The 23,284-nt window shown below is 69.6% G+C and carries 19 protein-coding genes and 3 pseudogenes; 5 read left to right on the top strand and 17 right to left on the bottom strand.

Annotated elements, in window-relative coordinates; genetic code table 11:
* Nucleotides 1-12 precede the first annotated feature (12 nt).
* Both OG306_RS37730 and OG306_RS37725 read right to left on the bottom strand, forming a co-directional pair.
* A complete protein-coding gene (locus OG306_RS37730; RefSeq protein ID WP_266751061.1) occupies nucleotides 13-876 on the bottom strand; it encodes an ABC transporter permease in 864 nt (287 codons plus the stop codon).
* Entirely contained in the window at nucleotides 866-1,681 is an 816-nt protein-coding gene (locus tag OG306_RS37725) for an ABC transporter ATP-binding protein (protein ID WP_266751059.1), read from the bottom strand. The genes OG306_RS37730 and OG306_RS37725 overlap by 11 nt, the downstream gene beginning before the upstream one ends.
* Before the next feature lie 239 nt (nucleotides 1,682-1,920).
* Between OG306_RS37725 and OG306_RS37720 the strand changes: the two genes are divergently transcribed.
* Both OG306_RS37720 and OG306_RS37715 read left to right on the top strand, forming a co-directional pair.
* A complete protein-coding gene (locus OG306_RS37720) occupies nucleotides 1,921-3,519 on the top strand; it encodes a sensor histidine kinase (protein ID WP_266751058.1) in 1,599 nt (532 codons plus the stop codon).
* Nucleotides 3,516-4,214, top strand: a complete 699-nt coding sequence (locus OG306_RS37715) for a response regulator (protein WP_266751056.1) — start codon at nucleotides 3,516-3,518, stop codon at nucleotides 4,212-4,214. The genes OG306_RS37720 and OG306_RS37715 overlap by 4 nt, the downstream gene beginning before the upstream one ends.
* 31 nt (nucleotides 4,215-4,245) lie before the next feature.
* On the opposite strand, the gene OG306_RS37710 is transcribed toward OG306_RS37715, so the two are convergent.
* Together OG306_RS37710 and OG306_RS37705 are read right to left on the bottom strand one after the other, a co-directional pair.
* Complete coding sequence (locus tag OG306_RS37710) at nucleotides 4,246-4,437, bottom strand: hypothetical protein (protein ID WP_266751054.1); 192 nt, start codon at nucleotides 4,435-4,437, stop codon at nucleotides 4,246-4,248.
* 7 nt (nucleotides 4,438-4,444) lie between these two features.
* Nucleotides 4,445-6,072 (bottom strand): annotated as a pseudogene (locus OG306_RS37705) (IS200/IS605 family accessory protein TnpB-related protein).
* Nucleotides 6,073-6,538: 466 nt separating this feature from the next.
* On the opposite strand from OG306_RS37705, the gene OG306_RS37700 reads away from it, so the two are divergent.
* Nucleotides 6,539-8,335 (top strand): fibronectin type III domain-containing protein, encoded by a 1,797-nt coding sequence (locus tag OG306_RS37700; protein WP_266751053.1) that lies wholly within the window; start codon nucleotides 6,539-6,541, stop codon nucleotides 8,333-8,335.
* Between the two features lie 394 nt (nucleotides 8,336-8,729).
* Here OG306_RS37700 and OG306_RS37695 read toward each other — a convergent pair whose 3' ends face one another.
* Entirely contained in the window at nucleotides 8,730-8,912 is a 183-nt protein-coding gene (locus tag OG306_RS37695; RefSeq protein WP_266751052.1) for a hypothetical protein, read from the bottom strand.
* 220 nt (nucleotides 8,913-9,132) lie between these two features.
* On the opposite strand from OG306_RS37695, the gene OG306_RS37690 reads away from it, so the two are divergent.
* Together OG306_RS37690 and OG306_RS37685 are read left to right on the top strand one after the other, a co-directional pair.
* On the top strand, nucleotides 9,133-10,512 hold the full coding sequence (locus tag OG306_RS37690) for an IS1380 family transposase (RefSeq protein WP_371666133.1): 1,380 nt from the start codon (nucleotides 9,133-9,135) through the stop codon (nucleotides 10,510-10,512).
* Nucleotides 10,513-10,879: 367 nt separating this feature from the next.
* Complete coding sequence (locus OG306_RS37685; protein WP_266752643.1) at nucleotides 10,880-11,245, top strand: DUF779 domain-containing protein; 366 nt, start codon at nucleotides 10,880-10,882, stop codon at nucleotides 11,243-11,245.
* 128 nt (nucleotides 11,246-11,373) lie between these two features.
* Here the strand turns inward: OG306_RS37685 and OG306_RS37680 are convergent, their stop codons facing one another.
* The 12 genes and pseudogenes from OG306_RS37680 to OG306_RS37625 all read right to left on the bottom strand — a co-directional run bounded on the left by OG306_RS37680 (nucleotide 11,374) and on the right by OG306_RS37625 (nucleotide 23,129).
* Entirely contained in the window at nucleotides 11,374-12,000 is a 627-nt protein-coding gene (locus OG306_RS37680) for a GyrI-like domain-containing protein (RefSeq protein ID WP_327258383.1), read from the bottom strand.
* 51 nt (nucleotides 12,001-12,051) lie between these two features.
* Nucleotides 12,052-13,306: pseudogene (locus OG306_RS37675) on the bottom strand (IS256 family transposase).
* A 358-nt stretch (nucleotides 13,307-13,664) separates the two neighbouring features.
* Nucleotides 13,665-13,859, bottom strand: a complete 195-nt coding sequence (locus tag OG306_RS37670; protein ID WP_266751042.1) for a hypothetical protein — start codon at nucleotides 13,857-13,859, stop codon at nucleotides 13,665-13,667.
* A gap of 109 nt (nucleotides 13,860-13,968) precedes the next feature.
* A pseudogene (locus tag OG306_RS37665) lies at nucleotides 13,969-14,589 on the bottom strand (hypothetical protein); the annotation flags it as partial.
* Nucleotides 14,526-15,224, bottom strand: a complete 699-nt coding sequence (locus OG306_RS37660) for an ABC transporter ATP-binding protein (protein ID WP_266751041.1) — start codon at nucleotides 15,222-15,224, stop codon at nucleotides 14,526-14,528. The pseudogene OG306_RS37665 and the gene OG306_RS37660, both read right to left, overlap by 64 nt.
* Nucleotides 15,217-16,134: an ABC transporter ATP-binding protein gene (locus OG306_RS37655; RefSeq protein WP_371666300.1), complete on the bottom strand. Its 918-nt coding sequence runs from the start codon at nucleotides 16,132-16,134 to the stop codon at nucleotides 15,217-15,219. The genes OG306_RS37660 and OG306_RS37655 overlap by 8 nt, the downstream gene beginning before the upstream one ends.
* Nucleotides 16,135-16,241: 107 nt before the next feature.
* Nucleotides 16,242-17,099, bottom strand: coding sequence for an ABC transporter permease (locus OG306_RS37650; protein ID WP_266751039.1), 858 nt, complete (start codon nucleotides 17,097-17,099; stop codon nucleotides 16,242-16,244).
* Complete coding sequence (locus OG306_RS37645; RefSeq protein WP_266907537.1) at nucleotides 17,092-18,057, bottom strand: ABC transporter permease; 966 nt, start codon at nucleotides 18,055-18,057, stop codon at nucleotides 17,092-17,094. The genes OG306_RS37650 and OG306_RS37645 overlap by 8 nt, the downstream gene beginning before the upstream one ends.
* A 23-nt stretch (nucleotides 18,058-18,080) precedes the next feature.
* Nucleotides 18,081-19,685: an ABC transporter substrate-binding protein gene (locus tag OG306_RS37640; protein WP_266751038.1), complete on the bottom strand. Its 1,605-nt coding sequence runs from the start codon at nucleotides 19,683-19,685 to the stop codon at nucleotides 18,081-18,083.
* A 164-nt stretch (nucleotides 19,686-19,849) separates the two neighbouring features.
* Nucleotides 19,850-20,980, bottom strand: coding sequence for an acyl-CoA dehydrogenase family protein (locus tag OG306_RS37635; protein ID WP_266751036.1), 1,131 nt, complete (start codon nucleotides 20,978-20,980; stop codon nucleotides 19,850-19,852).
* Nucleotides 20,977-22,164, bottom strand: a complete 1,188-nt coding sequence (locus OG306_RS37630; RefSeq protein ID WP_266751035.1) for an acyl-CoA dehydrogenase family protein — start codon at nucleotides 22,162-22,164, stop codon at nucleotides 20,977-20,979. Before OG306_RS37630 ends, OG306_RS37635 begins: the two co-directional genes overlap by 4 nt.
* The gene (locus tag OG306_RS37625; protein WP_266751034.1) at nucleotides 22,161-23,129 is read right to left on the bottom strand and encodes an NADPH:quinone oxidoreductase family protein; all 969 of its coding nucleotides are present in this window, start codon (nucleotides 23,127-23,129) and stop codon (nucleotides 22,161-22,163) included. The genes OG306_RS37630 and OG306_RS37625 overlap by 4 nt, the downstream gene beginning before the upstream one ends.
* Nucleotides 23,130-23,284: the final 155 nt, after the last annotated feature.

Raw genomic sequence — 23,284 nt, 5'->3', positions numbered from 1 at the left:
ATGACGGGTGCGTCAGCGTGCGGTGTCGGCCTCGTCCGGCTTCCAGCGGAAGAGTCTCTTCTCAAGGAAGGTCAACAGGCCTTCGGCCAACAGCGCGACAATCGCGAGGATGACCATCGCGGCGTAGACACCGGCGGCGTTGAACGTGCCCTGGGAGGCGGCGACCAGCAGTCCGAGCCCCTTGGTGGCACCGATGTACTCACCGACGATGGCACCGATGAGCGCGAAGCCGAAGCTCACGTGCAGGCTGGTGAAGATCCACGACGTGGCCGAGGGGATGACCACCTGAAGGGTGACCTGCCGATTGCTGGCACCCAGGATGCGGGAGTTGGCGACGAGGTTGCGGTCGACCTCCCTGGCTCCCTGGAAGGCATTGAAGAAGACGGGGAAGAACACGAGGACGACCGCGGAGGCGACCTTCGAGGCCGGTCCGAGACCGAACCAGATGAGGAAGATCGGCGCGAGCACGATACGCGGCAGGGCGTTGAGCACCTTGATGTACGGGCCGAGGACATCGGCGGCGAACCGGACGCGTCCCAGTGCGATTCCGAGCAGCACACCGGCGATCACACCGATGACCCAGCCGAGCAACGCCTCGTAGAGCGTGTACCAGATCTGCTCCCACAAGGAACCCTGGGCGGTGCCGTCGACGACCCAGGTGCGGATCTGGTCCCAGATCTTCGACGGCATGGAGAAGTTGAACGGGTCGATGACCGCGGTGCGGGCCAGCCACTCCCACAGCCCGATGACCGCGATGAGCACCGCGACCCGGCTCCCGAGCACGAGGAACTTGCGGTTCCGGGCGGCCCGCGCCCTGGCTTGGGTCCGTTCGGTCTTGGTGACGGGGGCGCTCGCGGTGATGGTTTCAGGCGACATTGAACGCACCCCTCTCGCGGGTGATGCGGACCTCTTCACCGAGCGAGGACCAGATCTCCCGGTAGATCTCGATGAACCGGGGTTCCAGACGCACCTGCTCGACCTTGCGGGGGCGGGGCAGGTCGATCTCGAAGACCTCCTTGATCGTGGCCGGTCCCGCGGTCATCACCACGACCTTGTCGGCCAGTGCGATGGACTCCTCCAGGTCATGGGTGACGAAGACGACGGAGGCGCCGGTGCCGGCCCACAGCTCCAGCAGTTCGTCCGACATCAGGGCCCTGGTCTGCACGTCGAGCGCGGAGAAGGGTTCGTCCATGAGCAGGATCTCGGGGTCGTTGACGAAAGTGGCCGCGAGGGCGACCCGCTTGCGCTGACCGCCGGACAACTGGTGGGGATAACGGTCCTCGAAGGCAGAAAGACCGACCCGGGCGAGCCATTCCCTGGCCCGCTCCTTCGCCTCGGGCTTCGGCACGCCGCGGAAGCGGGGCCCAGCCATCACGTTGGAAAGGACGGTCCGCCAGGGGAAGACCGCGTCCTGCTGGAAGACGAAGCCGACCTTGTCGCCGATACCGCGCACCGGCTCGCCGCCGACCAGCACCTCGCCCTCGGTGGGCTCTTCCAGACCGCTGACCAGGGTCAGCGTGGTCGACTTGCCGCATCCGGTGGGGCCGACCACGGCGACGAATTCGCCGCGCCCGATCGTGAGGTCCAGATCTCGTACGGCGGTGTGGAGCGTCCCCGACGGAGTCCGGAACGCTTTGCTCGCCCCCCGCAGCTCGATGGCGGGGCTCGTATCGCTGTTCATGAAGCGGGACGCTAAGTGCGGCGCGCGGACCTCGGCACCCTTGCGCTCACAACTCCTGCTTCTGCCCATAACCCGCGGTTCTGCTCGTTTTGCTCGCGCTGCGACAACGAATGCGACACGAAGACTGGTCATCGGCGTCGGTGACGTTTACGTTGCGTTCACACAAGGACGAAACGGAACATCAGGTTCCTGGCCGGGAGCACAGGTTCCTGGCCGGCGGAAGGCAGAGGTCGAAGCACATGCGGATTCACTGGCCCCGCCGTGTCTTCGCCCAGGTCCTGCTCACCCAGGTGGCCATCACCACCGGCGTGATCATGCTCGTCACCGGACTTTTCCTCGCGCCCCTCAGCCACCAGCTCGACGACCAGGCGATGCGCCAGGCGCTGTCCATCGCCCAGACCGCCGCCGCCGAACCCGGTCTGGTACGCAATCTGACGAGCACCGACCCCAGCCCCTCCGGACCCGTGCAGGCCGAGGCGGAGCGGATGCGGCACGCCACCGGAGCGCTCTACATCGTGGTCATGGACACCCGCGGGGTGCGTTGGTCGCATACCGAGACCGAGCAGATCGGCAAGCATGTCTCGACCGACCCCAGTACGGCGCTGTCCGGCCAGGAGATCATGCAGATCGACAACGGAACCCTGGGCCGCTCGGCACGCGCGAAGGTCCCGCTGCGGAACAGTCGGCACGTCATCGTGGGCGCGGTCTCGGTGGGTATCGCCTACGACAGCGTCCACACGCGGCTCCTCGAAGCCATTCCCGGTCTGCTGCGCTACTCCGGAGCGGCGCTCGCCGTGGGTGTACTGGCCGCCCTGGCCGTCTCGCGGCGGCTGCAGCGCAGCACGCACGGGCTCGCGTTCGCCGACATCTCCGCGTTGCTGGACGAGCGGGAGGCCATGCTGCACAGCATCCGCGAGGCCGTTCTCGCCCTCGACGCCCGGGGCCGGATCCGGCTGCTCAACGACGAGGCGCGGCGCCTGCTGGAGCTGGGCCAGGACGCCGTCGGGCGGGCACTCGGCGAGGTGCTGCCGCCCGGCCGTACGACGGAGGTACTGGCGGGACGGGTCGAGGGAGCCAACCTGATCACCGTCTGCAACGGGCGCGTGCTGATCGCCAACCGGATGCCCACCGGTGACGGCGGAGCCGTCGTCACCCTGCGCGACCGCACCGAACTGGAGCTTCTCGGCCGTGAACTGGACTCCACGCACGGCCTGCTGGACGCGCTGCGCGCCCAGGACCACGAGCACGCCAACCGGCTGCACACCCTGCTCGGGCTGCTCGAACTCGGGCGGCACGAAGCCGCGGTGGAGTTCGTCGCGGAGGTGACCAGCGGTCATCGGGCGTCGGCGGAGCAGGTTGCCGAGCGTGTCAACGATCCGCTGCTGTCGGCGCTGTTGGTGGGCAAGTCGGCCATCGCGGCGGAGCGGGGCGCGTCCCTGCGCGTCTCGCCGGGCACCCGGCTCCCGGACGTGGTGGTGGACCCGCGCGATCTGGTGACGGTCCTCGGCAATCTCATCGACAACGCGCTGGACGTCGCCTCGCTCATCGAGGTCGAGCTGCTCGCCGAGGGGACGACCGCGGTCCTGCGCGTCAGCGACAACGGTCCCGGGATACCTCCCGGCATGCGCGAGCACATCTTCACCGAGGGCTGGTCCACCAAGGAGTCCCCCGCGCACCGCGGCCGCGGTCTGGGTCTGGCGCTGGTGCGCCGGCTGGCCGAGCGCTACGGTGGCGCGGCTCGCGTCACGGCCAGGGCCGGCGGTGGCGCGGTGTTCACCGTCGTTCTGCCCGAGGCACTCGGCGTCCGGCCGCCGACCGAAGTGGGAGAGTTGCGATGATCGATGTCCTGGTGGTGGACGACGATTTCCGTGTCGCCGAGATCAACGCCGAGTATGTGGCCAGGGTTCCCGGCTTCCGCGTCGTCTCGCGTGCGCACACCGCCGCGCAGGCGCTGGCCTTCCTGGAGCGCGAGCGTGTCGATCTGGTCCTTCTCGACCACTATCTTCCGGACGAGACGGGTCTGACCCTGGTACGACGGCTTCGCCAGCTCGGTCACCCGGCCGATGTGATCATGGTGACCGCGGCCCGTGACGTGACGACCGTCCGGACCGCGATGCGGTACGGCGCCCTGCAGTACCTGGTCAAGCCGTTCAGCTTCACCGGTCTGCGGTCGAAGCTGGAGAGCTACGCGGCCCTGCGCCGCACCCTGGAAGGCGTGGGCGGCGGTCGGGGCGAGGCGGGGCAGGAGCAGGTCGACCAGATCTTCGCCGCGCTTCGCACCGCGGAGTCCGGCCTCGCGGCGGCCCTGCCCAAGGGCCACTCGGCGCCCACGGCCGATGTGATACGCCATGTCCTGTCGGCGGCCGACGAGCCGCTGTCCGCGCATGAGGTCGCCACCCGGGCCGGGCTGAGCCGCTCCACCGCGCAGCGATACCTCAAGTATCTGGAGGGGGCGGGCCGGATCAGCCTCAGTCTCAAGTACGGCGACACCGGCCGGCCCGAACACCGTTACGCGTGGGCGAAGGCGAACTGAGCGGCGTACGGCGGCGCGGCCGCTGCCGGTCTCAGCCGTCCGGCTGCTCCCCCTGGGCGATCTCCACGCTTCGGTGCAGGTCATGGTCACCGGCCCCCACCCCGGCGAGCGAGGCGGCCATCACGCACAGGAGCAGGGCGCCGACCGCGGCGAGCGTGCGACGGCTGTGCGGCTCGATACCTGCGGCGAACAGGGGCTGACGATCGGACCGCTGCGTTCGCACACCGTTCCTAGCCAGTGTGCATGAGTGAGTCCTGGACCCACTGATGTGTACTGGGCGCATCCCGAACGGTGTTGGATGCACTCGGTCCCCGCTTTCGCGTCCCGTTCGGCGACACGTCTCTGGGGGCGTGGTCCGTTGCGGGTGGGCGGGTTCCGTCACGTCCTCGGGTGCCTGGTGGGGCCTGGGCGGTCCGATGCCCCGCACGATCACTCCGGTCGTGTGGGGGCGGTGCCGTCCGACGCCGGACCGGGTGTCCGAGGGCGCGTCGTCCGATCGCGATGCCGGCGGCATCGTGACGGGACATTCTGCGGTGCGGGGTGGCCAGTGGTTTCTGCCAGTGCTGGGCACCCCACATCGAGGTGTAGGCCGGATCGACCGCGACGATCGCCAAACCCTGTTCGGCTGCCATGGAGACGAGCCGGGCCTTGAGCTTTCCGGTCGGGATACCGGACATCAGCTGCCGGAACCGTTTCCTGCGGCCATGTTTCTCGCGGGTCTTCTCGGCGGTGAAGTCGAGGCCTTCGATGGCGATCGCGGTACACCGGCCTGCTTGGCCCAGTGGAGCAGGCGGGTCAGTGCGTGGCGGATCTGTGCGTCGCGGTGAGCGGTGGTGCCGGACAGGTCGTAGGGGAAGCGGTGCGGGTTGCCGATCGGATAGCCATGCTGGTCGAGGTGGTAGGCGGCGAAATGATCAGCGTTGGTGTCCACGCCGATCACGCCCCGGGCGCGGGCGGTGGCCAGCGGGATGGTCTGGACGACGGGGCGTTGCCAGGACGCGGTGAGGTACCAGCGGCCACGTCCGGTGTCGAGGTGGATTCGGTAGGCCACGGCCCGGTTCGCGGCGATGCGGTCGGCCCACTCCGTGCCCCGGTGCGCGAACGCCACGGTGGAGGTGAGGGTGTACCGGCCGTGAGGGGCGTTGGCCAGGTGCGCGAGCGGGGCGGGCAGTTTGATGCTGACCTCGCCGTCCGGGGTGACGCGGATCGTCTCGTTCCCGAACCGTTTCCCTGACTCGCCGTCGGCGGCGATGAACCAGCGCTCCGCCTCCCAGCGTTCCCGCCACTGTTCCTCGGTGAGGTGGGCGTCGGCGAGGTGGTGGCGAGTGTTGAGAAGGCGTTTGCCGCCCCGCACGACCCGGACTCGTCCGGCCTGCCGGTCACGGACCGCGGCAGCATGCCGCGCTTCCAACGCCGCGAGACGACGGGACTTGCGAAACCACTCACCCTGGGAGCGGTAGCCACCGGCTGCCCGCTTGGTGCCCCTCGCGCCGATGGGGAGGGACAGGCGATGCCGCAGCATCCCGATCCCGGCCTCCAGCGTCTGGATGTGCGCGGCCTGGCAACGGCGTGCCAGCGCCCACTGATCACGGGTGGCCTTGGTGATCGCACCCGCGATCCGCGACGACGACAGCGGCGTCAGGTCCCGCTTACGCGACGCCCAGGTGTCCGCGCTGTGCTCCAGACCATCCGCACAACGGGCCCTGAGATCACGGGAAGCCAGACGGCCCTGCTGCTCACCGACCGCACGTAGGACTATCTCGTCCTGGGGCGTGAGGTGCTTGAGACGGTCCCGGACCGCCACCCCGCAAGGCCCGGGCGCCACGAAGGGCGCGGCCAGCTCCCGTACACCACCCACTACAACACCCCCTCCCACGAGACCGGACACCTGCTACCCAGTCCAACGAGCACCAGCCGCCAAGGTCACTCATTCGGCCCCAGAACTCCCGTTCCCACCCCATGAAGCCGCCGACAGGACCCACTCCTGCTCACTAACCTCGGGCTTTCATGAGCGGGTCAGTCCAAAGCGTCCGGGGGTCGCGAAGCGTCAGGCGTGAGCGGGTGTGCACGCCGAGCCTTCCCCGCCGGAAGGCTTTCCTTATTACTGCGACTTTGCAAAGATTTCCCCCAGGGAGGGGACTTTCACATGCGCATCAACAAACGCGCGGTCTGCGCCGCGCTCGGTTTGCTCTTGCCCGCCACAGGTGTGGCGACTCTGGCCGCGTCCACCGCGCACGCGGCCACGCCTTGTGCCTCCGGTGTATGGACGGCGAAGCCCGGCGGGCGTTGCGCTGCCGCGTGACAACTTTGGCGTCCGCTGGACCGTGAGCCGCGACTTCGGTTCCGGCGGGCCGTTCACCTTCTCCGCCGCCGCGCAGGACGGCATCCGGGTCTACCTCGACGGGGTCCGCAAGATCGACCTGTGGTCGAACGTCTCCGCGACGCGCGGCAAGAGCGTCCGCGTGACGATCCCCAAGGGCACCCACACCATCCGTGTCGACTTCGCCGCCTTCACCGGCAGGGCCAACGTGAAGTTCACGTACGCCCCGGTCACCAGCGCGAGCGTCGACAAGGTCAAGCCGCTGACGCCCACCGGTCTGAAGGCCGCCTACAGCACCAGCACCCTCAAGACCAGCCTCACCTGGACGAAGAACGTCGAGATGGACCTGGCGGGGTATCGCGTCTACCGCCGCACCGGCACCTCCACCACCTGGACCAGGATCAGCGGCACGGGCCTGGTCACCTCGCCGTCGTACCTCGACACCCCGCCCGCCACCGGCGACGCGTACGGCTACGCCGTCACCGCCGTGGACAAGGCTGGCAACGAGACCGCCCGCTCCGCCGCCCAGACGGTGACCTCGGTGGACAAGACGGGGCCTGCCGCGCCGACCGGCGTCAAGGCGAAGGGCACACCGCCGGCCGTCACGCTGACGTGGCATCCCGACACCACCGACGATAACCCCTACTACCCCGGCTACTGGGTCTACCGGGCCACCTCGCCCACCGGTACCTTCACCCGCCTGGGCTCAGGGGATGTCGTCATTCCGGCTTACACTGACGCGTCTGCCGAGCCAGGCGTCACCTACTGGTACAAGGTGCGCGCGTCCGACCGCCTGGGCAATCTCTCCGCGTTCTCGGCGGCCGTCAGCGCCGCGCGCCCGGCCGCCGGCGCCGATGCCGCTCCCGCTCCCACCGGGGTGACCGCCGACGACTGGTACGACGGCAACACCGTCACCTGGAAGCCGCCCGCGGGAGCCACGCCGACCGGATACCACGTCTACTTCAAGTCCGCCGCGGACCTGGACTGGACGAAGTTGACGTCCACGCCGGTGACTTCCACCAGCCTCCACCACCCCACCGCGCCCACGGGCGTGCTGTCGCAGTACTACGTCACGGCTGTGGACGCCTCCGGAGCCGAGTCCCTCCCGTCGGCCATCGCGTCAGCCACCCGGCTCGACGGGTCCGGCACCGGCCCCTGGCCGACTCCGGAGGGACTGCTGGCCCGTGAGAACACGGGCGGCATCGAACTGTGGTGGGACCCCTTCCAGCCGCCCAACGGCTCCGCCGTCGGCCGGTACGACCACCAGATGCTGTACCGCGCGGCAGGCGAGGGCGGCACTTACGAGCCGGTCGCCCGGCTGTCGCTCTTCGCGACGTACTACGTGGACACCACGGCGCCGCTGAACGTCCCGCTCGCCTACAAGCTCGTACGGGTCAACGGCGTCGGCACCGCGTCCGCCCCTGCGTTCGTCAGCAGCATCCGCGACACCCCCGCCGTCCCCGGGGCCCTCACGGCGAGCGACGGCGTCCGTGAGACGCACGTGAGTTGGACCAGCGGCGGCGAAGCCGACCTCAAGGGCTTCAACATTTACCGATCCACCAGCCCCGATGTCCGCGTCGCCCCCGAGTATCGGCTCAACAGCAAGCCACTGAAGGGGCACATCATCGAGGTGTACTCACCGGACACGATCTTCGAGTACAGCGGCCCCGCCCCCGTCCACCTCGTGGACCACTACATCGAGCCCGGCGTCACCTACTACTACGCGATCACCGCAGTGGATATCTACGGCAACGAGTCCGAGCCCGCCACCGGCTCGGCAACGTCCACCGGCTGGGAGTGACAGAACACGGCCGGGCGCCAAGGCGCGCCCGGCCGTACCTGGCTGCACTGAGAGCCACTGACCGCTGGCGGGTGGCAGGTGCCCAGCGGTCATCGGCGCCTACAAGTAGAGCGTCCGACGAGCATCGCCCGCCGCGTGAGCGATGCGTGAGCGGACGGCATGGCACGGACCATCCGGAGACGGACGGTGAGATGGGAACTGAGACGGCATGCCCATCGCGTACCGTCGCTCCGTGCTGGCGCTTTTCGACCTGGACAACACTCTGATAGACCGACGCGGGGGCCTGGAGGACTGGGCGCGGGATTTCGTGCGCTCAAGGCGTCTACTCCCAGAGGCGGAGTCCCACATCTGCGAGCGACTCGCGAGCACGCACCGTGGCTCCACGGCTAAACGTTCATGGCAACGGCACAAAAGCCGTACCCTCCGAATTCGGAATCCACCGCTGATCGTGAGGGCCGTTGAACACGTTGCGCGGCAGCGACACCGCTTCGGGACTGACCGCCTCGACCAGGCGGACGAATATGTCGTCGCTGTGTGGCACGTTCTGACCGGTGGCGGCCTCCAAGGCTGCTGTCATCTCCGGCGCCGTAGCCGTCTCAAGCTGCTGGGCGACCCACTCGTGCGACCAAGCCGCGAACGCCAGGTCCTCTCTATGGAGTACACCAACTGCGCTAACCTCGGGCTTTCATGAGCGGGTCAGTCCAAAGCGTGATCAAAGAGGCGAGGAGTGCCTCTGACCTTGGACGATGGGACTTGTCTAGGGTCCTGGTCGTCGTCAAGAAAGCTGCACTCCTCAGGTGAAGAAGCGTAGCGGGTCGTACCCGCCTGTCCGTGTCGAGGGCGGTGGCCGCTCGGTGGTCTCGCAGGCCGGGGCGGTGCTGCTGGTCGAGACAATCCGCAAGTCCGGTCTGGACAAAGCGATATCGGCCGCTTTGGCGCCGTGGCGCAGGCCGCGGGCGGTACACGACCCGGGCAAGGTCCTGCTGGATGTCGCTCTCACGGTCGCTCTGGGCGGGGATTGCCTGGCGGATGTGGCGATGCTGCGGGCCGAGCCCGAGGTGTTCGGCCCGGTGGCCTCCGATCCGACCGTTTCCCGCCTGGTCGGCGCCCTGGCCGCATCCGGACCGAAGGCACTGACCGTGATCCGCTCGGCCCGTGCCGAAGTACGAAAGCGGGTCTGGGAGTTGGCCGGGGCCAATGCTCCGGCCGCCGGTGGGCAGGTGGTCGTGGACATCGACGGAGTCCTGGTCCTCGCGCACTCCGAGAAACAGGACGCCACACCCACCTGGAAGAAAACCTTCGGCCATCATCCGCTGGTCGCGTTCGTCGACCACGGCCAAGCCGGGTCCGGGGAGCCGGTGGCCGCCCTGCTACGGCCCGGCAACGCAGGCTCGAACACCGCAGCTGACCACATCGAAACCGCCCGGCTCGCCCTGGCCCAGCTGCCCGGACCGTTGCGGCGAGGGCGGCAGACGCTGATCCGTACCGACTCCGGCGGCGGCACCCATGCCTTTGTCGACTGGCTCTCCAAGCGGGGCCGGTGGCTGTCGTACTCCGTCGGCATGACCATCACGGACGCCATCCACCAGGCCGTGCTGAAGATCCCGGAGAGAGCGTGGACGCCCGCCTATGACGCGGGCGGCACCGAGCGGCCCGGCGCCTGGGTCGCGGAGATCACCGACATGCCTGACCTGAGTACCTGGCCGAAAGGAATGCGACTGATCGTCCGCAAGGAACGCCCGCACCCCGGCGCTCAGTTGCGTTTCACCGACATCGATGGCAACCGCCTCACCTGCTTCGCGACCAACACGAAGGGCGGCCAACTCGCCGACCTCGAACTACGTCACCGCAGACGGGCCCGCTGCGAGGACCGCATCCGAAACGCCCGCGACACCGGCCTGCGCAACCTGCCCCTGCACGACAGCGCGCAAAACCAGGTCTGGCTGGAGATCGTCTCCCTCGCGCTCGACCTCCTTGGCTGGATGCCGATGCTCGCCCTGACCGGCGACACGCGCCGCTGGGAGCCCAAAAGACTCCGGCTCCGCCTGTTCTCCGCCGCCGCACAACTCATCAACACCGGCCGCCGCCACTGGCTCCGCTTCACCACCCGATGGCCCTGGACCAGCGTGATCACCCGGGCAATCGACCGGCTCCAAGCCCTCCCGAACCCCGGCTGACCAGCCACTTCGACCGCCCCGACGACCCGCACCACCACCCCGGGAAAGTGGAACCCGGCGCGCACCCGACGCGACAACCGAGCCATCAGCGTGCCCACTACCAATCCGAACAGCCGTGACGGCCCGCCGAAGAAACCGACGGAGAGTCACGAAATTTCGAGGCCAAAACTCACTTCAGCTCAGCAAACCGACAGCAGCTCACAACCCCTTGCTGAACGGAGCCGGACTGGTAGCGTTCGCCCATATCGTCCCAGCCGACCGGTGCGCCATCCGATGCGACAAGGGCTGATGCATGAACCGAGACGAGACGAAGAATCCGCATCCCGGCCAACTGCGTGCCGGGGAAACTCCGTTCGAGCCGTCCGCGATGATCCCGTGGGACGCGCCACCCGTAGAGCTGACCCCCGCAGCCGCCGATCTGGTGCGCCGGCTGCGCGCGGTGCACGGTCCGCTGATGTTCCACCAGTCGGGCGGCTGCTGCGACGGCAGTGCGCCCATGTGTTACCAGGCCGGTGGGTTCCGTACCGGCGGCTCGGACGTGCTGCTGGCCTCACTCGATGTCGACGGGGTGACGGAAAGCGTCCCGTTCTGGATGTCGAGGAGCCAGTACAAGGTGTGGGCGCACACCCGGCTGATCGTCGACGTGGTGGAGGGGCGGGGCAGCGGATTCTCCCTGGAGGCTCCGGAAGGGGTGCGGTTCCTGATCCGGTCGCGTCTCGTCGGCGAGGAATAGTCAAGACCTGTGGATCGGCGTGCCATTGCGCTTGCTGATCACCTTCTGATTTCTTCTGGTCGTTCGACGAGCACTGCTCTCCAACTTGCCTCGCGGGCGTTGGCCCTTCGCTGACGCGCCGAGGTCGCTCAACCGGATTGCGCTTCTACGGGTTGCCGTAGAAGCGTCCTGACTTTGGCGGGGTCAGTCCTGCGTGGGTCGCTGAGGTAGATCTCGTGGTGCAGCCCCGCCTCCCGCAGGTTGTTGGCGGGGAGGTACTCGTGGTGCAGCCTGGTCAGGATCGGTGTCTCGTCGTCGTAAGGGCCGATGTGGAGGACCTGGGCGCTGTTGCCCTCGTGCAGCGTCTGTGACCGAACATCCGGAATAGCCGGAAGGTTCTTCTTGGTGAGGGCGGTGTGCTTGGCGTCTTCGATCATGTCACTGGTGATCCAGTCGGGGACGTTGATGAGCAGTCTCCATCGCCAGTTGTCCTTGAGCCTGGCCAGGAAGTCGTCCATGTCGTCCGCCCACCACAGTCCCTCAAGCGGGCCCACGACGAAGTCCTTGCCGAGGTCACCTTTGGTCGCGAACTTAACGGTATAGGCGACCGCGTAGAGCGCCTCGACCGCGCAGCGGTAAGCGGCGCTGGTGTTCGGGTCGCCGTGCCCGTCGATCGCAAGGAAATGGAGCTCGGGGATGTCGACGAGCTCCCAGTCAGTGTTCTTGGGCGAGTAGCACTTCTTGAGCTCGCGCTTGACGTCGTACTTGGTGGTCATGCCGAGGTGCCTTCCTGGTGAGTGATTGTCACGACGGGGCAGCCGGGTTGTTCAGGCTGCGGTGACCTTGGGGCGTTCGACGAGGTGACCGTTCTTGAAGCGGGCGCCGTTGCGGACGAGAGCGACGAGGTGAGGTGCGGTGATCGCGCGCCAGCGGGCTTGGGCGGACTCGGCCAGCTTGAACACCATGGCCAGAGCCGCAGCCGCGCTGTCGGCCCCGCGGGTGACCTTCGTCCTGAGTTTCACGGTGCTGAAAGTGCTTTCGATTGGATTTGTCGTGCGCAGGTGAACCCAGTGCTCGGCGGGGAAGTCGTAGAACGCAAGGAGCTCGTCGATCTCGCCGGTGACCTTCTTCACCGCCTTCGGCCACTTCGCGCCGTAGGCACTCTCGAAGTCGCGGATAGCCTTCTCGGCGTGGTCACGGTCCTCGGCGTTGCAAATCTCTTGGAGGGCCTTCTTTGCGCCGGGCTGGGCCGACTTCGGCAGGGCATTGATCACGTTGCGGGTTTTGTGAACCCAGCACCTTTGATGCCTGGCCTGCGGAAACACCTCCGCGAGGGCCCGCCACATTCCCATCGCACCGTCGCCAACGACGAGTTCGGGATCGGTCATGCCGCGCCGGCGGCAGTCTCGCAGCAGGTCCGCCCAGGACTCGGTCGACTCTCGTAGCCCCTCGGCGAGCGCAATGAGTTCCTTGCTGCCGTCCGCGCGCACACCCATGAGTACCAGGACACAGGAATGTGCCTGGCCGAGACGGACCTTGGGATGGACGCCGTCAGCCCACACGTAGACATAGTCGGATTCCGACAGGTCGCGGGCCTGGAAGGCGGTGTGGTCGTCCTGCCATTGCTTCGTCAGCCGCGTGATCGTCGCCGGGGAGAGGCCAGCGGCCGAGCCGAGGAACTGCTCCATCGCGGGCACGAAGTCGCCGGAGGACAGTCCGTGCAGGTAGAGAAGGGGGCAGGACTTCGCTGATCTTTGGAGACTTCCGGCACCACGGCGCGAGGATCTTCGACGAGAACCGCTTACGTTCGCCCGTCGCCTCGTCCACGCGCCTGTCGTTCACGCGCGGCGCCTTCACAGCGACCGGCCCGGCGGCCGTGGTCACGGTCCGCTCACGGTGGTGCCCGTTACGGACGACCAGGCGGCGGCCGGCCTCGTCACGCTGGCCTGCCAGCTCGGCTATGTACTGGTTGACCTCGGCCTCCAAGGCCGCAGCGAGCATCCGCCGGGCACCCTCGCGGACGATGTCGTCCATCAGGGAGCCAGTCTCGGTGGTGCCGTCCTTGTTGACTACGCTCAGCACGGGCGTGCCCTCCCGACCCGCGGTGCAACGCGGGCCTCCTCGATGACCTTGAGTCGATCACTCGGGAAGGTACGCCCTCCACATCACACGGGGCATCCCACCCGAGGCCGATCCGCAAGTCCTGAGCATTGCTCCTCGTCGGCTCGTGACGGGGTGCCGTACAGCGGCGGTTTGCCGGAACGGCAAGAATCCTTGTCGGTGCGGTGGCGATGACCGAATGATCGCGGCATCGGTGGTACCGGCGGGCGGGGCGCTCCCGGCGGGGTGACCCCGCGTCGACGGCCACCGGAGCGCAGCCGGTCACGTCAGCGAGGAGAAACACATGCCGTCCGTCGCTCGCCCCGCCGCCCCGCTGCCGTCAAGGCTTCAGGCTGCTGACGACGTCGGCCGTGGCCGTCAGACCGCTCTGAATGGTCGGCGCCATGCTCGTACCCGCGAGGAAGAACCCGAGCATGGCGCAGACCAGCGCATGCGAGATCTTCAGCCCCCCGTTGCGGAGAAAGATCACCGCAAGGATCAGCAGAAGCAGCACCAGTGAGATCGAAATGGCCATGGCCAACCTCCTCCGCCGCGCCGGAATGCGGCATTCGGCCGCCAGTGTGGCGTAGCGGGGAGGCCATCCGGCGGACTGGCGTGTCCGCCATACGGGTGTTGACTGGCTGTCACGCCCCGGACGGCGCGCCCGTCTCCGGTCCACCGCCGAGCGCAGCGGGCTCGGCCCCGGTGTCCCGGTCATGGGTACGGAGGAAGTGTTCGAGCCCCGCCAGGTCATCGGTGTTCAGGTGGTCGACTCCGGCGGCCAGCAGCTCGGTCCATACGGCCTCCCGCTCCGGTCCCGCGACGTCGGGAGTGGCCCGGAAACGGACGCGTTGACCGCTTCGGTGGGCCGTGGTGACGAGCGAGCGCAGTTTGTCCCGCTCGGCCACGGGGAAGGTGCCCGTGCCCAGCCGGCCGAAGTTGTCGCTCCGACTGCTGCTGATGAGCGCAAGGAACGACGCGGTGGCCGCGGTCCCGAGGTCGTCGGGCCCGCCGTCGTAGAAGGCGTAGCGGGTGCGCTGGGCCTCCATCGGGATGCCTGCGGCACGATCGCCGGAGATGACGGGCGTGATCGCGCCGGGCCGGACGCGGCCGTGCTGGTACACCGTCAGCGTCTGCCGGTACCGCCGGAGCTGCCGGTCGAGTTCGACGTAGGCGGCCGCCCCGTCGGTCCTGATGTCGATCAGCAGCTGGACGGGGCCGTGGTAGCCGGGTCCGGTGTGCCGTGCCCGGTGATTTCCTGCCAGCCGACCGTGCGGTCGCACCAGCGTTCCAGCAGCACCCGGTCGTGGCCGACCGCCAGCAGACCGGCCCCGGACTCGCGTCGGTAGGACTCGACGACCGCGACCAGCGCGGCGGTCGTCGACGCGTCGAGCATCGCCGTCATCTCGTCGCAGATCAGCCAGCGCGGCCGCAGGACCAATGCCCTCGCGAGGCAGGCACGCTGCAACTGACCGTCGCTCACCTCGTGCGGACGCCGGTTCAGCAGTTCGGCGGTGAGGCCGACGGCCGGGGCCAGTTCGGCCACCTGGTCGGTCACCGTCGAGCGCCGGCCAGTGGCGCGCAGGGGCTGGGCGATGAGTTCGCGGAGGCTGAGCCGGGGGTCGGCCGAGAGCCGGGGCTGTTGGAAGACAACGCCGACGGCGGTGCGCTGCGCCCTCGGGGCGCGGTGCCGCCAGCCCCGTACCGGTCGGCCGTCCAGTGTGACCGTGCCCGTGTCCGGGCGGTGCAGCAGCGCGGCGACCCTGGCCAGGGTCGATTTACCGCAACCGCTCGGGCCCAGCAGTCCGACGGATTCGCCGGGTTCAACCGTCAGTGAGGCGTCGCGGACCACGGGGGCACGGGGGACGTATCCGGCCGTGATACGGGTGAGTTCAAGCATGGGCGGACTCCTCCGCGGCTGTCCGCACGCCGTGGTGGCAGGCGAGACGGCCGTCGAACGGGGGCGGGACGGAGCACCGGTCGTCGGCGCGGCCGCAACGGGCCGCGAACGCGCAGCCGTCGGGGAGCGCGCCGAGCTCCGGCGGCATTCCGGGGATGGGGGCGAAGGCGCGCTCCGGGAGGGCGTCGAGGAGACCGCGGGCGTACGGGTGGCGCGGTCCTGGTCCCCCGAAGAACCGGTCGGCGTCGGCGAGTTCGACGATGCGGCCCGCGTACATCACGGCGACCCGGTCGGCGATCCGCTCGGCCGCCGCCAGGTCGTGGGTGATGAGCAGGAGGGCCCTGCCGCCGTCGGTGTGGCGGCGCAGTTCGTCGACGGTCCGCTCGACCAGGTCGCGGTCGAGTCCGGTGGTCGGTTCGTCGGCCAGGAGCAGGGGTGCGTCGCCGATCAGGGCCAGCGCGGTGGCGGCGCGCTGGGCGAGGCCGCCGGAGAGTTCGTGCGGGTACCGGTCCAGGTGGCCGGCCGGGAACGCGGCGCGCGCGGCGGCCTTTTCAGCGGCGGCGCGCAGTGCGGGCCTTCGGATGCCGGCCAGTTCGCGGAGGGTCTCCTCCAGTTGGGCGCGCACCGTGCGGACCGGGGTGAGGTGGGCCGCGGGGCTCTGCGGTACGAGTCCGATGCGGCGGCCCCGTACCGTGCGGGCCAGGGTCCGTTCATCGGCGGTGAGCAGATCGGTGCCGTCGTGGAGCAGCGCCGAGCCCGCGGTCCGCGCGTTGCCGGGGAGCAGGCCCAGGAGCGCGGAGGCGAGCACGGACTTGCCGCAGCCGCTCTCGCCGACCAGGGCGAGGCACTCCCCCGCCGCGAGGTCGAAGTGCGCGTCGCTGACGGCCGCGATGTGCCGCCCGCCGCGCATCCTGAAGCGGACGGAGAGCCCACGGACGGAAAGGACCGGGGACCGTGGTTCCTGCGACCGCGGGTCCAGGCTCTGCGCGTCCAGGTTCCGTGGGTCCGGGACGGTGTTCACAGCATCAGCTCCGATCGGCGGCGCGGGTTGATCCGTTCCCGCCAGGCACCGGCGAGGCCCGCCAGGGCGAGGGTCGGAATGATCAGGAACAGGCCGGGGAAGAGCGTCGGCCACCAGTCCCCGGCGAGCAGCGAACCGCGCGCCGTCTGCACGAGGTTGCCGAGGCTCGCCTGGTGGGTGGGGAGTCCGAGCCCCAGGAAGGAGAGCGCGGACTCGTGCCACATGGCGTGCGGCACCATGAGCACCGCGGCGAGGCCCGCCTGCGGGAGCACCGCGGGCAGCAGATGCCGGACGATGACCCGCCCGCGTGAGGCGCCGCCGGAGATCGCCGCGTCGATGAACGGGCGTGAGCGCAGCGACAGCACTTCGGAGCGGACGATCCGGGCCGTCGAGAGCCAGTGGGTGAGGGCGACGGACACGATCACCGGGCCGACGCCGGGCCGGAACATGGCGACGATGAAGATGCCCAGCAGCAGGTGCGGTACGGACGAGAAGGTGTCCACGAGCCGCATGACGATCCGGTCGGTCCAGCCCCCGAACGCGGCGGCGAGCGCACCCACGGCGGTCCCGATGACGGTGGCGGTGAGCCCGGCGACGATGCCGACGAGCAGCGATACGCGCAGCCCGTACACGCAGCGCAGCAGCAGATCGCGGCCGACGTCGTCGGTGCCGAACGGGTGCTCCCAGGACGGTGGTCGGAGTCTGGCCGCGAGGTCGACGGCCTGCTGGTCGAGCTGGACCAGCGGCGGTACGAGCAGGACCGCGAGCAGCACCGCGGCGACGATTGCGGCGGAGCCGGCCACCCGGATGCGGCGGTTGGTGCGGCGGGTGGATCCGAGGACGAGTTCAGCCATCGAAGCCCACTCTCGGGTCGGCGATCGCGTACAGCAGATCGGAGAGGAGGTTGCCGAGGACGACCGCCGCGGTGGCGAGCACGGTGAGCGCCGCGAGCAGTGGGAAGTCGACGGAGGTGGCGGCCTGGACGGTGGCGGCGGCGATGCCGGGCCAGCTGAAGACCGTCTCGACGAGCAGGGCGCCGGTGATGAGTTCGGGGACGCGGGAGCCGATCAGGGTGAGCATCGGCAGCATGCCGGAGCGCAGTGCGTGGCCGAGCAGCACGGTGCGTTCGCGCAGTCCGCGGGCGCGGGCGCCGCGCACCGGATCCTCGTCGAGCGCGTCGGCGACGCCCTGGCGTACGTAGAGGAAGAACCACGGGAGCTGGGAGATCCCGAGCACGGCCGCGGGGAGCAGCAGGTGGTTGGCGACCTGGCCGAAGGTGATGGTATCGCTGGCCGCGTCGGTGAGGCCGCCGGCCGGGAGCACATCGAGTTTCAGGGCGAAGAACCAGATGGCGAGCAGTCCGAGCCAGAAGGCCGGGGCGGCTTCGAGCGTGTACGCGGCGGAGCTGACGCACCGGTCGAGGAGGCCGCCCGGTCGGCGCGCGGCCAGTACGCCGAGGCCCGTGCCCAGGACGACGGCGACGAGGAAGGCGGTCGCGGCGAGCAGCACGGACCAGCCGAGGCGCTCGCCGATGACATCGGCGACGGGTTGGCGCATCACGCTGGAGTCGCCGAGGTCACCGCTGAGCGCGGCGGTCAGCCAGTCCCACCAGCGGGTCACGAGGGGCTGGTCGACGCCGAGGTTGGCCCGCAGCTGATCGAGGTTCTCCTGCGAGGCGGTGAGACCGGCGGTGCCCGCGTACGCCTTGACGGGGTCGAAGGGGGAGGCGGCGGCGACGGCGAAGACGCCGAACGTCACGGCGGCCAGGACGGGGACGGCGAGCAGCGCCCGTCGTCCCGCCATCCTGCCCATCTGCCCCCAGGGGAGGCGGTGGTTCACTTCGTCGGCGTCCAGTCCTCGACGTTCCACCACGGGCCGGATGCCAGGCCGTGGTCGTGCGGTTCTACCTGGGTGGTGAGGGCGCCGAAACGGTCCTTCACAACGTAGAGGTGGTCGATGTGGGTGAGGAAGGTGTAGCCGGGGTTCTTCACCAGTTCGCGCTGGACGGTGTCGTAGGCGGCCTTGCGCGCGGTCGTGTCGCCGCTTCTGCGGCCCGCTTCGAGGGCCTGGTCGACGGCCTTGTTGTCGTACCACGCCATGTTGTTGAAGCCGTCGCCCGCGAGCGAGGACTCCAGCAGGGTGTACTGGTCGAAGTCGGGGTCGGCGGGCGATCCGCCGCCCGCGAGGACGGCGTCCTGCTTCATCCGGGGCTCGATGACCTCCCAGGTACCGGCCTCGGTGGTGATGTCGATGCCGGTCTTCTTGGCGTCGGACGCGTAGGCGAGTGCGTGGTCCTGGCGGAGCTTGTCGCCGGTGAGGTACCAGAGGGGGAACGCGGCGCGTACGCCGTCCTTGGTGCGGATGCCGTCCTTGCCGGGCTTCCAACCGGCGTCGTCGAGGATCCTCTTCGCTGCGGCCAGGTCGTGGGGGCGTTCGGTGCCCTTGGTGAACCACTCGCTGTCGGTGGGGACGGGGCCGTAGGCGGGCCTGCCCTCGCCGTTGAGGATGGAGTCGACCATGGCCTCGCGGTCGACGGCGACATCGAGGGCGCGCCGGATCGCGGTGTCGCCGGTGACCTTGTTGTGGGTGGGCAGGGTCACGGTGCGGTAGTCGTACGTCGTGGCGGCGTACGTCCGCATGCCGCTGCCCTGGGCGAAGCCCTTGGCCAGGTTGGGCGGCAGGATCGCGCCGTCGAGCTCACCGGAGCGCAGCCGGGTGGCGCGTACGTCGTCGTCCTTGATGACCGCCATGGTGAACTTCTTCACCTTCGGTGCGCCGCCCCAGTAGTCGGGGTTGGCCCTGAAGCTCAGCTTCTCGCCCTTGGACCACTTGGTGAGGACGTACGGTCCGGTACCGATGGGGTGGGTGGTGAAGGCGCCGGTGTTGACGTCCTGCCTGCCCGCGACGTGTTCGGGGGCGATGGGCAGGACGGTGCGCTGGGCGAAGGGCGCGTAGGGGTACTTGAGTGTGAAGACCACGGTGTCGTCGCCGGTGGCCGCGACACTCTTCACTGCGTCGAGTTCGCTCCGGGACGCGTTGTTGGTCTTCTCGTCCAGGATGGTGCGGTAGGTGAAGACGACGTCCTTGGCGCCGAACGGCTTCCCGTCGCTGAACTTCACGCCCTGGCGGAGCCTGTACGTGTACGTCAGTCCGTCGTCGCTCACCTCGGGCAGGGCGGCGGCGAGAGCGGGCCGCAGCTTCATGTGCGCGTCGAGGGCGAGCAGCCCGTCGAAGATCTTGGAGTTGCCGTCCTTGCCGTAGCCCAGCAGCGGGCTGAGGCTGTCGGGCTCGTAGGCGATGCCGACCACCGCCGACTCCCCTGCGCCCGAACCGGAGTCGCCGCCGTCCGAGCCACCCGGTTGTGAGCAGGCTGCCGCGGTCAACGACAGTACGGTCGCCAGTGTCGCGGCGACCGCTCCCCGTATCGATCGGCCCGTCATACTCTGCACATCCCTTATTGAAGATCGACCGTTATTGCGATTCAGTCGCAATTAAACAACAGGCAAAGGGATGCGCGGTACCCCACCGGCCGCCGGAACGACGGAGCGGAGGTGCGCCGGCACGCACCTCCGCTCCCAACTGCCCCCGCACCATGAGGGGTTCCTTACGGTGCGGGCAGATCGACCAGCTCGGCGATGACCTCGCGATGGTTTCCGGCCGTTCCGTACGCGATCGAGTCGGCCTTGGCGCGCTTGAGGTACAGGTGCGCCGGGTGCTCCCAGGTCATGCCGATGCCGCCGTGCAGCTGAATGCACTCCTCCGCCGCGTGCACCGCGACCTTCGAGCAGTACGCCTGCGCGACGGCCACCGCCAACGGCGTGTCGCGGCTGCCGGTCGCGAGGGCGTCCGCGGCGTTCCGCGCGGCGGCGCGGGCCGACACGACCTCCAGCCAGAGCTGCGCCATACGGTGCTTGAGGGCCTGGAACGAGCCGACGGGCCGGTTGAACTGGTGCCGTTCGCGGGTGTGGCGGACGGTCTCGGTCAGGCACCACTCGGCGAGTCCGAGCTGCTCGGAGGCGAGCAGCCCGGCGCCCGCCAGCAGGCCCCTGCGCACGGCGAAGACCGCGGACGCACCGTTGGCCAGGCGGGTTCCCGGGGCCTTGGCGAGGGTGACGGTGGCGAGCGGGCGGGTCAGGTCGAGCGGGACGAGGGGCTCGACGGTGACGCCTTCGGCGCCGGTCTCCACCGCGTACAGGCCGTCGGTGGTGGGGACCAGCAGCACGTCGGCCGCGGGCGCGTCGGCGACGCCGGTCATGGTCCCCTCCAGCGCGTCGGCCACGACACCGGCCGGCTGCGCAGCGCCGGGCGACAGGGCGGAGAACGGTACGGCGAGGACCGCGACCTTGCGCCCGGTGGCGAGGTCCCGGAGCAGTTCGGTGACCGGGCCGTCCAGTGCCCCCAGCGCGAGAAGGATCTCGGTGGCGACGACCGCGCTGGTCAGATACGGCGCGGGGGCGACCGCGCGCCCCAGCTCCTCCAGCACCACCGCGGCCTCGCGGTGCCCGGCGCCCTGCCCGCCCAGCTCCTCGGGCACCAGCAGTCCGGCGGCGCCGATGCCGGCGGCGAGGGCCTTCCAGAGCCGCTGGTCGTAGGGCGCGTCGGACTCGATGCGGGCGAGCACCGCCGGCGCATCGCACCGGTCGGCGAGCAGCGAACGCACCGCCGCCCGCAGATCGTCCTCGGCCTGCGAGTACAGCAGATCGGGCGCCTGGGTCTCTTCGGTCGGTGCGGTCATCGGGTCAGGTCCTTCCAGGGGACGTCCTTGTCGTTGCGCGGCTCGGCGGGCAGCCCGAGGACGCGTTCGGCGACGATGTTGAGCAGTACCTCGCTGGTGCCGCCCTCGATGGAGTTGCCCTTGGAGCGCAGATAGCGGTATCCGGCGTCGTGTCCGGTGAAGTCGACGAGTTCCGGGCGGCGCATGGTCCAGTCGCTGTACAACAGGCCGTCCTCGCCGAGGAGTTCGACTTCCAGTCCGCTGATCTCCTGGTTGAGCCGGGCGAAGGCGAGCTTCATACCGGAGCCCTCGGGGCCGGGCTGTCCGGCGACGAGCTGCTGGCGCAGCCGGGTGCCGGCGAGCCTGGCGACCTCGGCCTCGACCCAGAGGCCCAGCAGGCGCTGGTGCAGGTCGTGGGTGCGCAGTTCGGGGCGTGCGCGCCAGGTGCGGGCGACCGGGCCGATCATGCCGCCCTCGCGGGGGATGCGTGCCCCGCCGATGGAGACCCGCTCGTTCATCAGTGTGGTCTGCGCGACCTTCCAGCCCTCACCGACCGGGCCGAGGCGCCTGCTGTCCGGGATGCGTACGCCGGTCAGGAAGACCTCGTTGAACTCGGCCTCGCCGGTGATCTGGCGCAGCGGCCGCACCTCGACGCCGGGATCCGTCATGTCGCAGATGAAGTAACTGATGCCGCGGTGCTTGGGCTGGTCCGGGTCGGTGCGGGCGATGAGGATCGCCCAGCGGGCCAGATGGGCGCTGGACGTCCAGACCTTCTGTCCGTCGACCACCCAGTCCTCGCCGGCACGGACGGCGCGGGTGCCGAGCGCGGCGAGGTCCGAGCCGGCGCCCGGTTCGCTGAAGAGCTGGCACCAGACTTCTTCGCCGACCCACAGCGGTCGCAGGAAGCGCTGCTTCTGCTCGTCGGTGCCGTAGCCGAGGATGGTGGGCGCGGCCATGCCGAGGCCGATGCCGATCCGGCGCGGGTCGTTGTCGGGGGCGCCCGCGGCGGCGAGTTCGGTATCGACGACGGACTGCAGGGAGCGCGGCGCGTCGAGGCCGCCGAGGCCGGCCGGGTAGTGCACCCAGGCGAGCCCGGCGTCGAAGCGGGCCTTGAGGAAGTCGGTGCGGTCGGTGGTGGCCGGGGGGTGTGCGGCGAGCAGCTCCTGGGTACGGCGGCGGAGTTCGGCCGCGTCGGGGGTCGTCATCGGGCGGCTCCTGACGGGAGGACGACGATCCGGCCGGTGGTGGTGCCGTCCGCGACCCGCTGGACGGCGGCCGCGGCCTGGTCCAGCCCGACACGCTCGCTGATCAGCGGCTTGATGACCCCTTCGGCCGCGAGACGGGTGAGTTCCTCGTGGCAGGCGCGGACGGCGGCCGGATCCTGGGTGTTGTACAGGCCCCAGTGGAGTCCGACGATCGAGTAGTTCTTGACGAGGGCGTGGTTCAGCGCCGGGGTGGGGATGGCTCCGCTCGCGAAGCCGACGACGATCACCCGGCCCTCGAAGGCGACGCACTTCACGGACTTGGCGTAGGCGTCGCCGCCGACGGGGTCGTACACCACGTCGGCGCCGCGCCCGCCGGTCGCTTCCTTCACTGCGGCGACGATGTCCTCGCTCCGGCGGTCGATGACCAGGTCGCAGCCGAGCTCGCCGGCGATCTTCGCCTTCTCGGGGCCTCCCACGACGCCGATGACACTCGCTCCGGCGGCCTTGCCGAGCTGGACGGCCGCGCTGCCGACCCCACCGGCCGCCGCATGGACCAGGAGCGTTTCGCCCGCCTGGAGACGCGCCCTGCGGTGCAGACCGAACCAGCCGGTCTGGTAGCCGATGTGGAGGGCGGCGGCCTCGGCGTCGTCCAGGGCTTCCGGGGCGGGCAGCAGGGACGCCTCGTCCGCGACGACGTACTCGGCGAATCCGCCGTTCGGCAGGGCGGGCGTGGCGAGCACCCTGCGGCCGTCCGGCGTCCGGCCGCAGATCTCCACCCCGGGCGTGAACGGCAGCGGGGGCCGCATCTGGTACTGGCCGCGGCAGAGCAGCGCGTCGGGGAAGTTGATGTCCGCCGCGAGCACCTCGATGAGCACCTGCCCGGCGCCGCTTGTGGGCCGGTCCGTCTCTTCGAGCCGCATCACCTCGTTCGGCTCGCCGTTCCGGTGCACTCGCCATGCCTGCATGAGGGGCCTCCACAACACTGTCGGCATTACCACTGCTGCGGCGCATACTAAGCGGTTGCTTGCCCCTCTGGGAACAACCGGCCGCTGCCGGTTTCGGCCGAAGGCGGGCATGACAGCGCCCGGTCCGGCCCGAAGCGCTTCGGGCCGGACCGGGC

It is taken from the genome of Streptomyces sp. NBC_01241 (genome assembly GCF_041435435.1).
GTDB lineage: Bacteria > Actinomycetota > Actinomycetes > Streptomycetales > Streptomycetaceae > Streptomyces.
The sequence above is the reverse complement of the archived record's forward strand: the minus strand, read 5'-3'. Positions and strand labels throughout refer to the sequence as shown.

Excerpts from the sequence above, each read along its gene's own strand:
- OG306_RS37730 (WP_266751061.1), bottom strand. The coding sequence starts at position 876 with ATGTCGCCTGAAACCATCACCGCGAGCGCCCCCGTCACCAAGACCGAA.
- OG306_RS37725 (WP_266751059.1), bottom strand. The coding sequence starts at position 1,681 with ATGAACAGCGATACGAGCCCCGCCATCGAGCTGCGGGGGGCGAGCAAA.
- OG306_RS37720 (WP_266751058.1), top strand. The coding sequence starts at position 1,921 with ATGCGGATTCACTGGCCCCGCCGTGTCTTCGCCCAGGTCCTGCTCACC.
- OG306_RS37715 (WP_266751056.1), top strand. The coding sequence starts at position 3,516 with ATGATCGATGTCCTGGTGGTGGACGACGATTTCCGTGTCGCCGAGATC.
- OG306_RS37695 (WP_266751052.1), bottom strand. The coding sequence starts at position 8,912 with ATGACAGCAGCCTTGGAGGCCGCCACCGGTCAGAACGTGCCACACAGC.
- OG306_RS37685 (WP_266752643.1), top strand. The coding sequence starts at position 10,880 with ATGATCCCGTGGGACGCGCCACCCGTAGAGCTGACCCCCGCAGCCGCC.
- OG306_RS37680 (WP_327258383.1), bottom strand. The coding sequence starts at position 12,000 with ATGACCACCAAGTACGACGTCAAGCGCGAGCTCAAGAAGTGCTACTCG.
- OG306_RS37670 (WP_266751042.1), bottom strand. The coding sequence starts at position 13,859 with ATGGCCATTTCGATCTCACTGGTGCTGCTTCTGCTGATCCTTGCGGTG.
- OG306_RS37660 (WP_266751041.1), bottom strand. The coding sequence starts at position 15,224 with ATGCTTGAACTCACCCGTATCACGGCCGGATACGTCCCCCGTGCCCCC.
- OG306_RS37655 (WP_371666300.1), bottom strand. The coding sequence starts at position 16,134 with ATGCGCGGCGGGCGGCACATCGCGGCCGTCAGCGACGCGCACTTCGAC.
- OG306_RS37650 (WP_266751039.1), bottom strand. The coding sequence starts at position 17,099 with ATGGCTGAACTCGTCCTCGGATCCACCCGCCGCACCAACCGCCGCATC.
- OG306_RS37645 (WP_266907537.1), bottom strand. The coding sequence starts at position 18,057 with ATGGGCAGGATGGCGGGACGACGGGCGCTGCTCGCCGTCCCCGTCCTG.
- OG306_RS37640 (WP_266751038.1), bottom strand. The coding sequence starts at position 19,685 with ATGACGGGCCGATCGATACGGGGAGCGGTCGCCGCGACACTGGCGACC.
- OG306_RS37635 (WP_266751036.1), bottom strand. The coding sequence starts at position 20,980 with ATGACCGCACCGACCGAAGAGACCCAGGCGCCCGATCTGCTGTACTCG.
- OG306_RS37630 (WP_266751035.1), bottom strand. The coding sequence starts at position 22,164 with ATGACGACCCCCGACGCGGCCGAACTCCGCCGCCGTACCCAGGAGCTG.
- OG306_RS37625 (WP_266751034.1), bottom strand. The coding sequence starts at position 23,129 with ATGCAGGCATGGCGAGTGCACCGGAACGGCGAGCCGAACGAGGTGATG.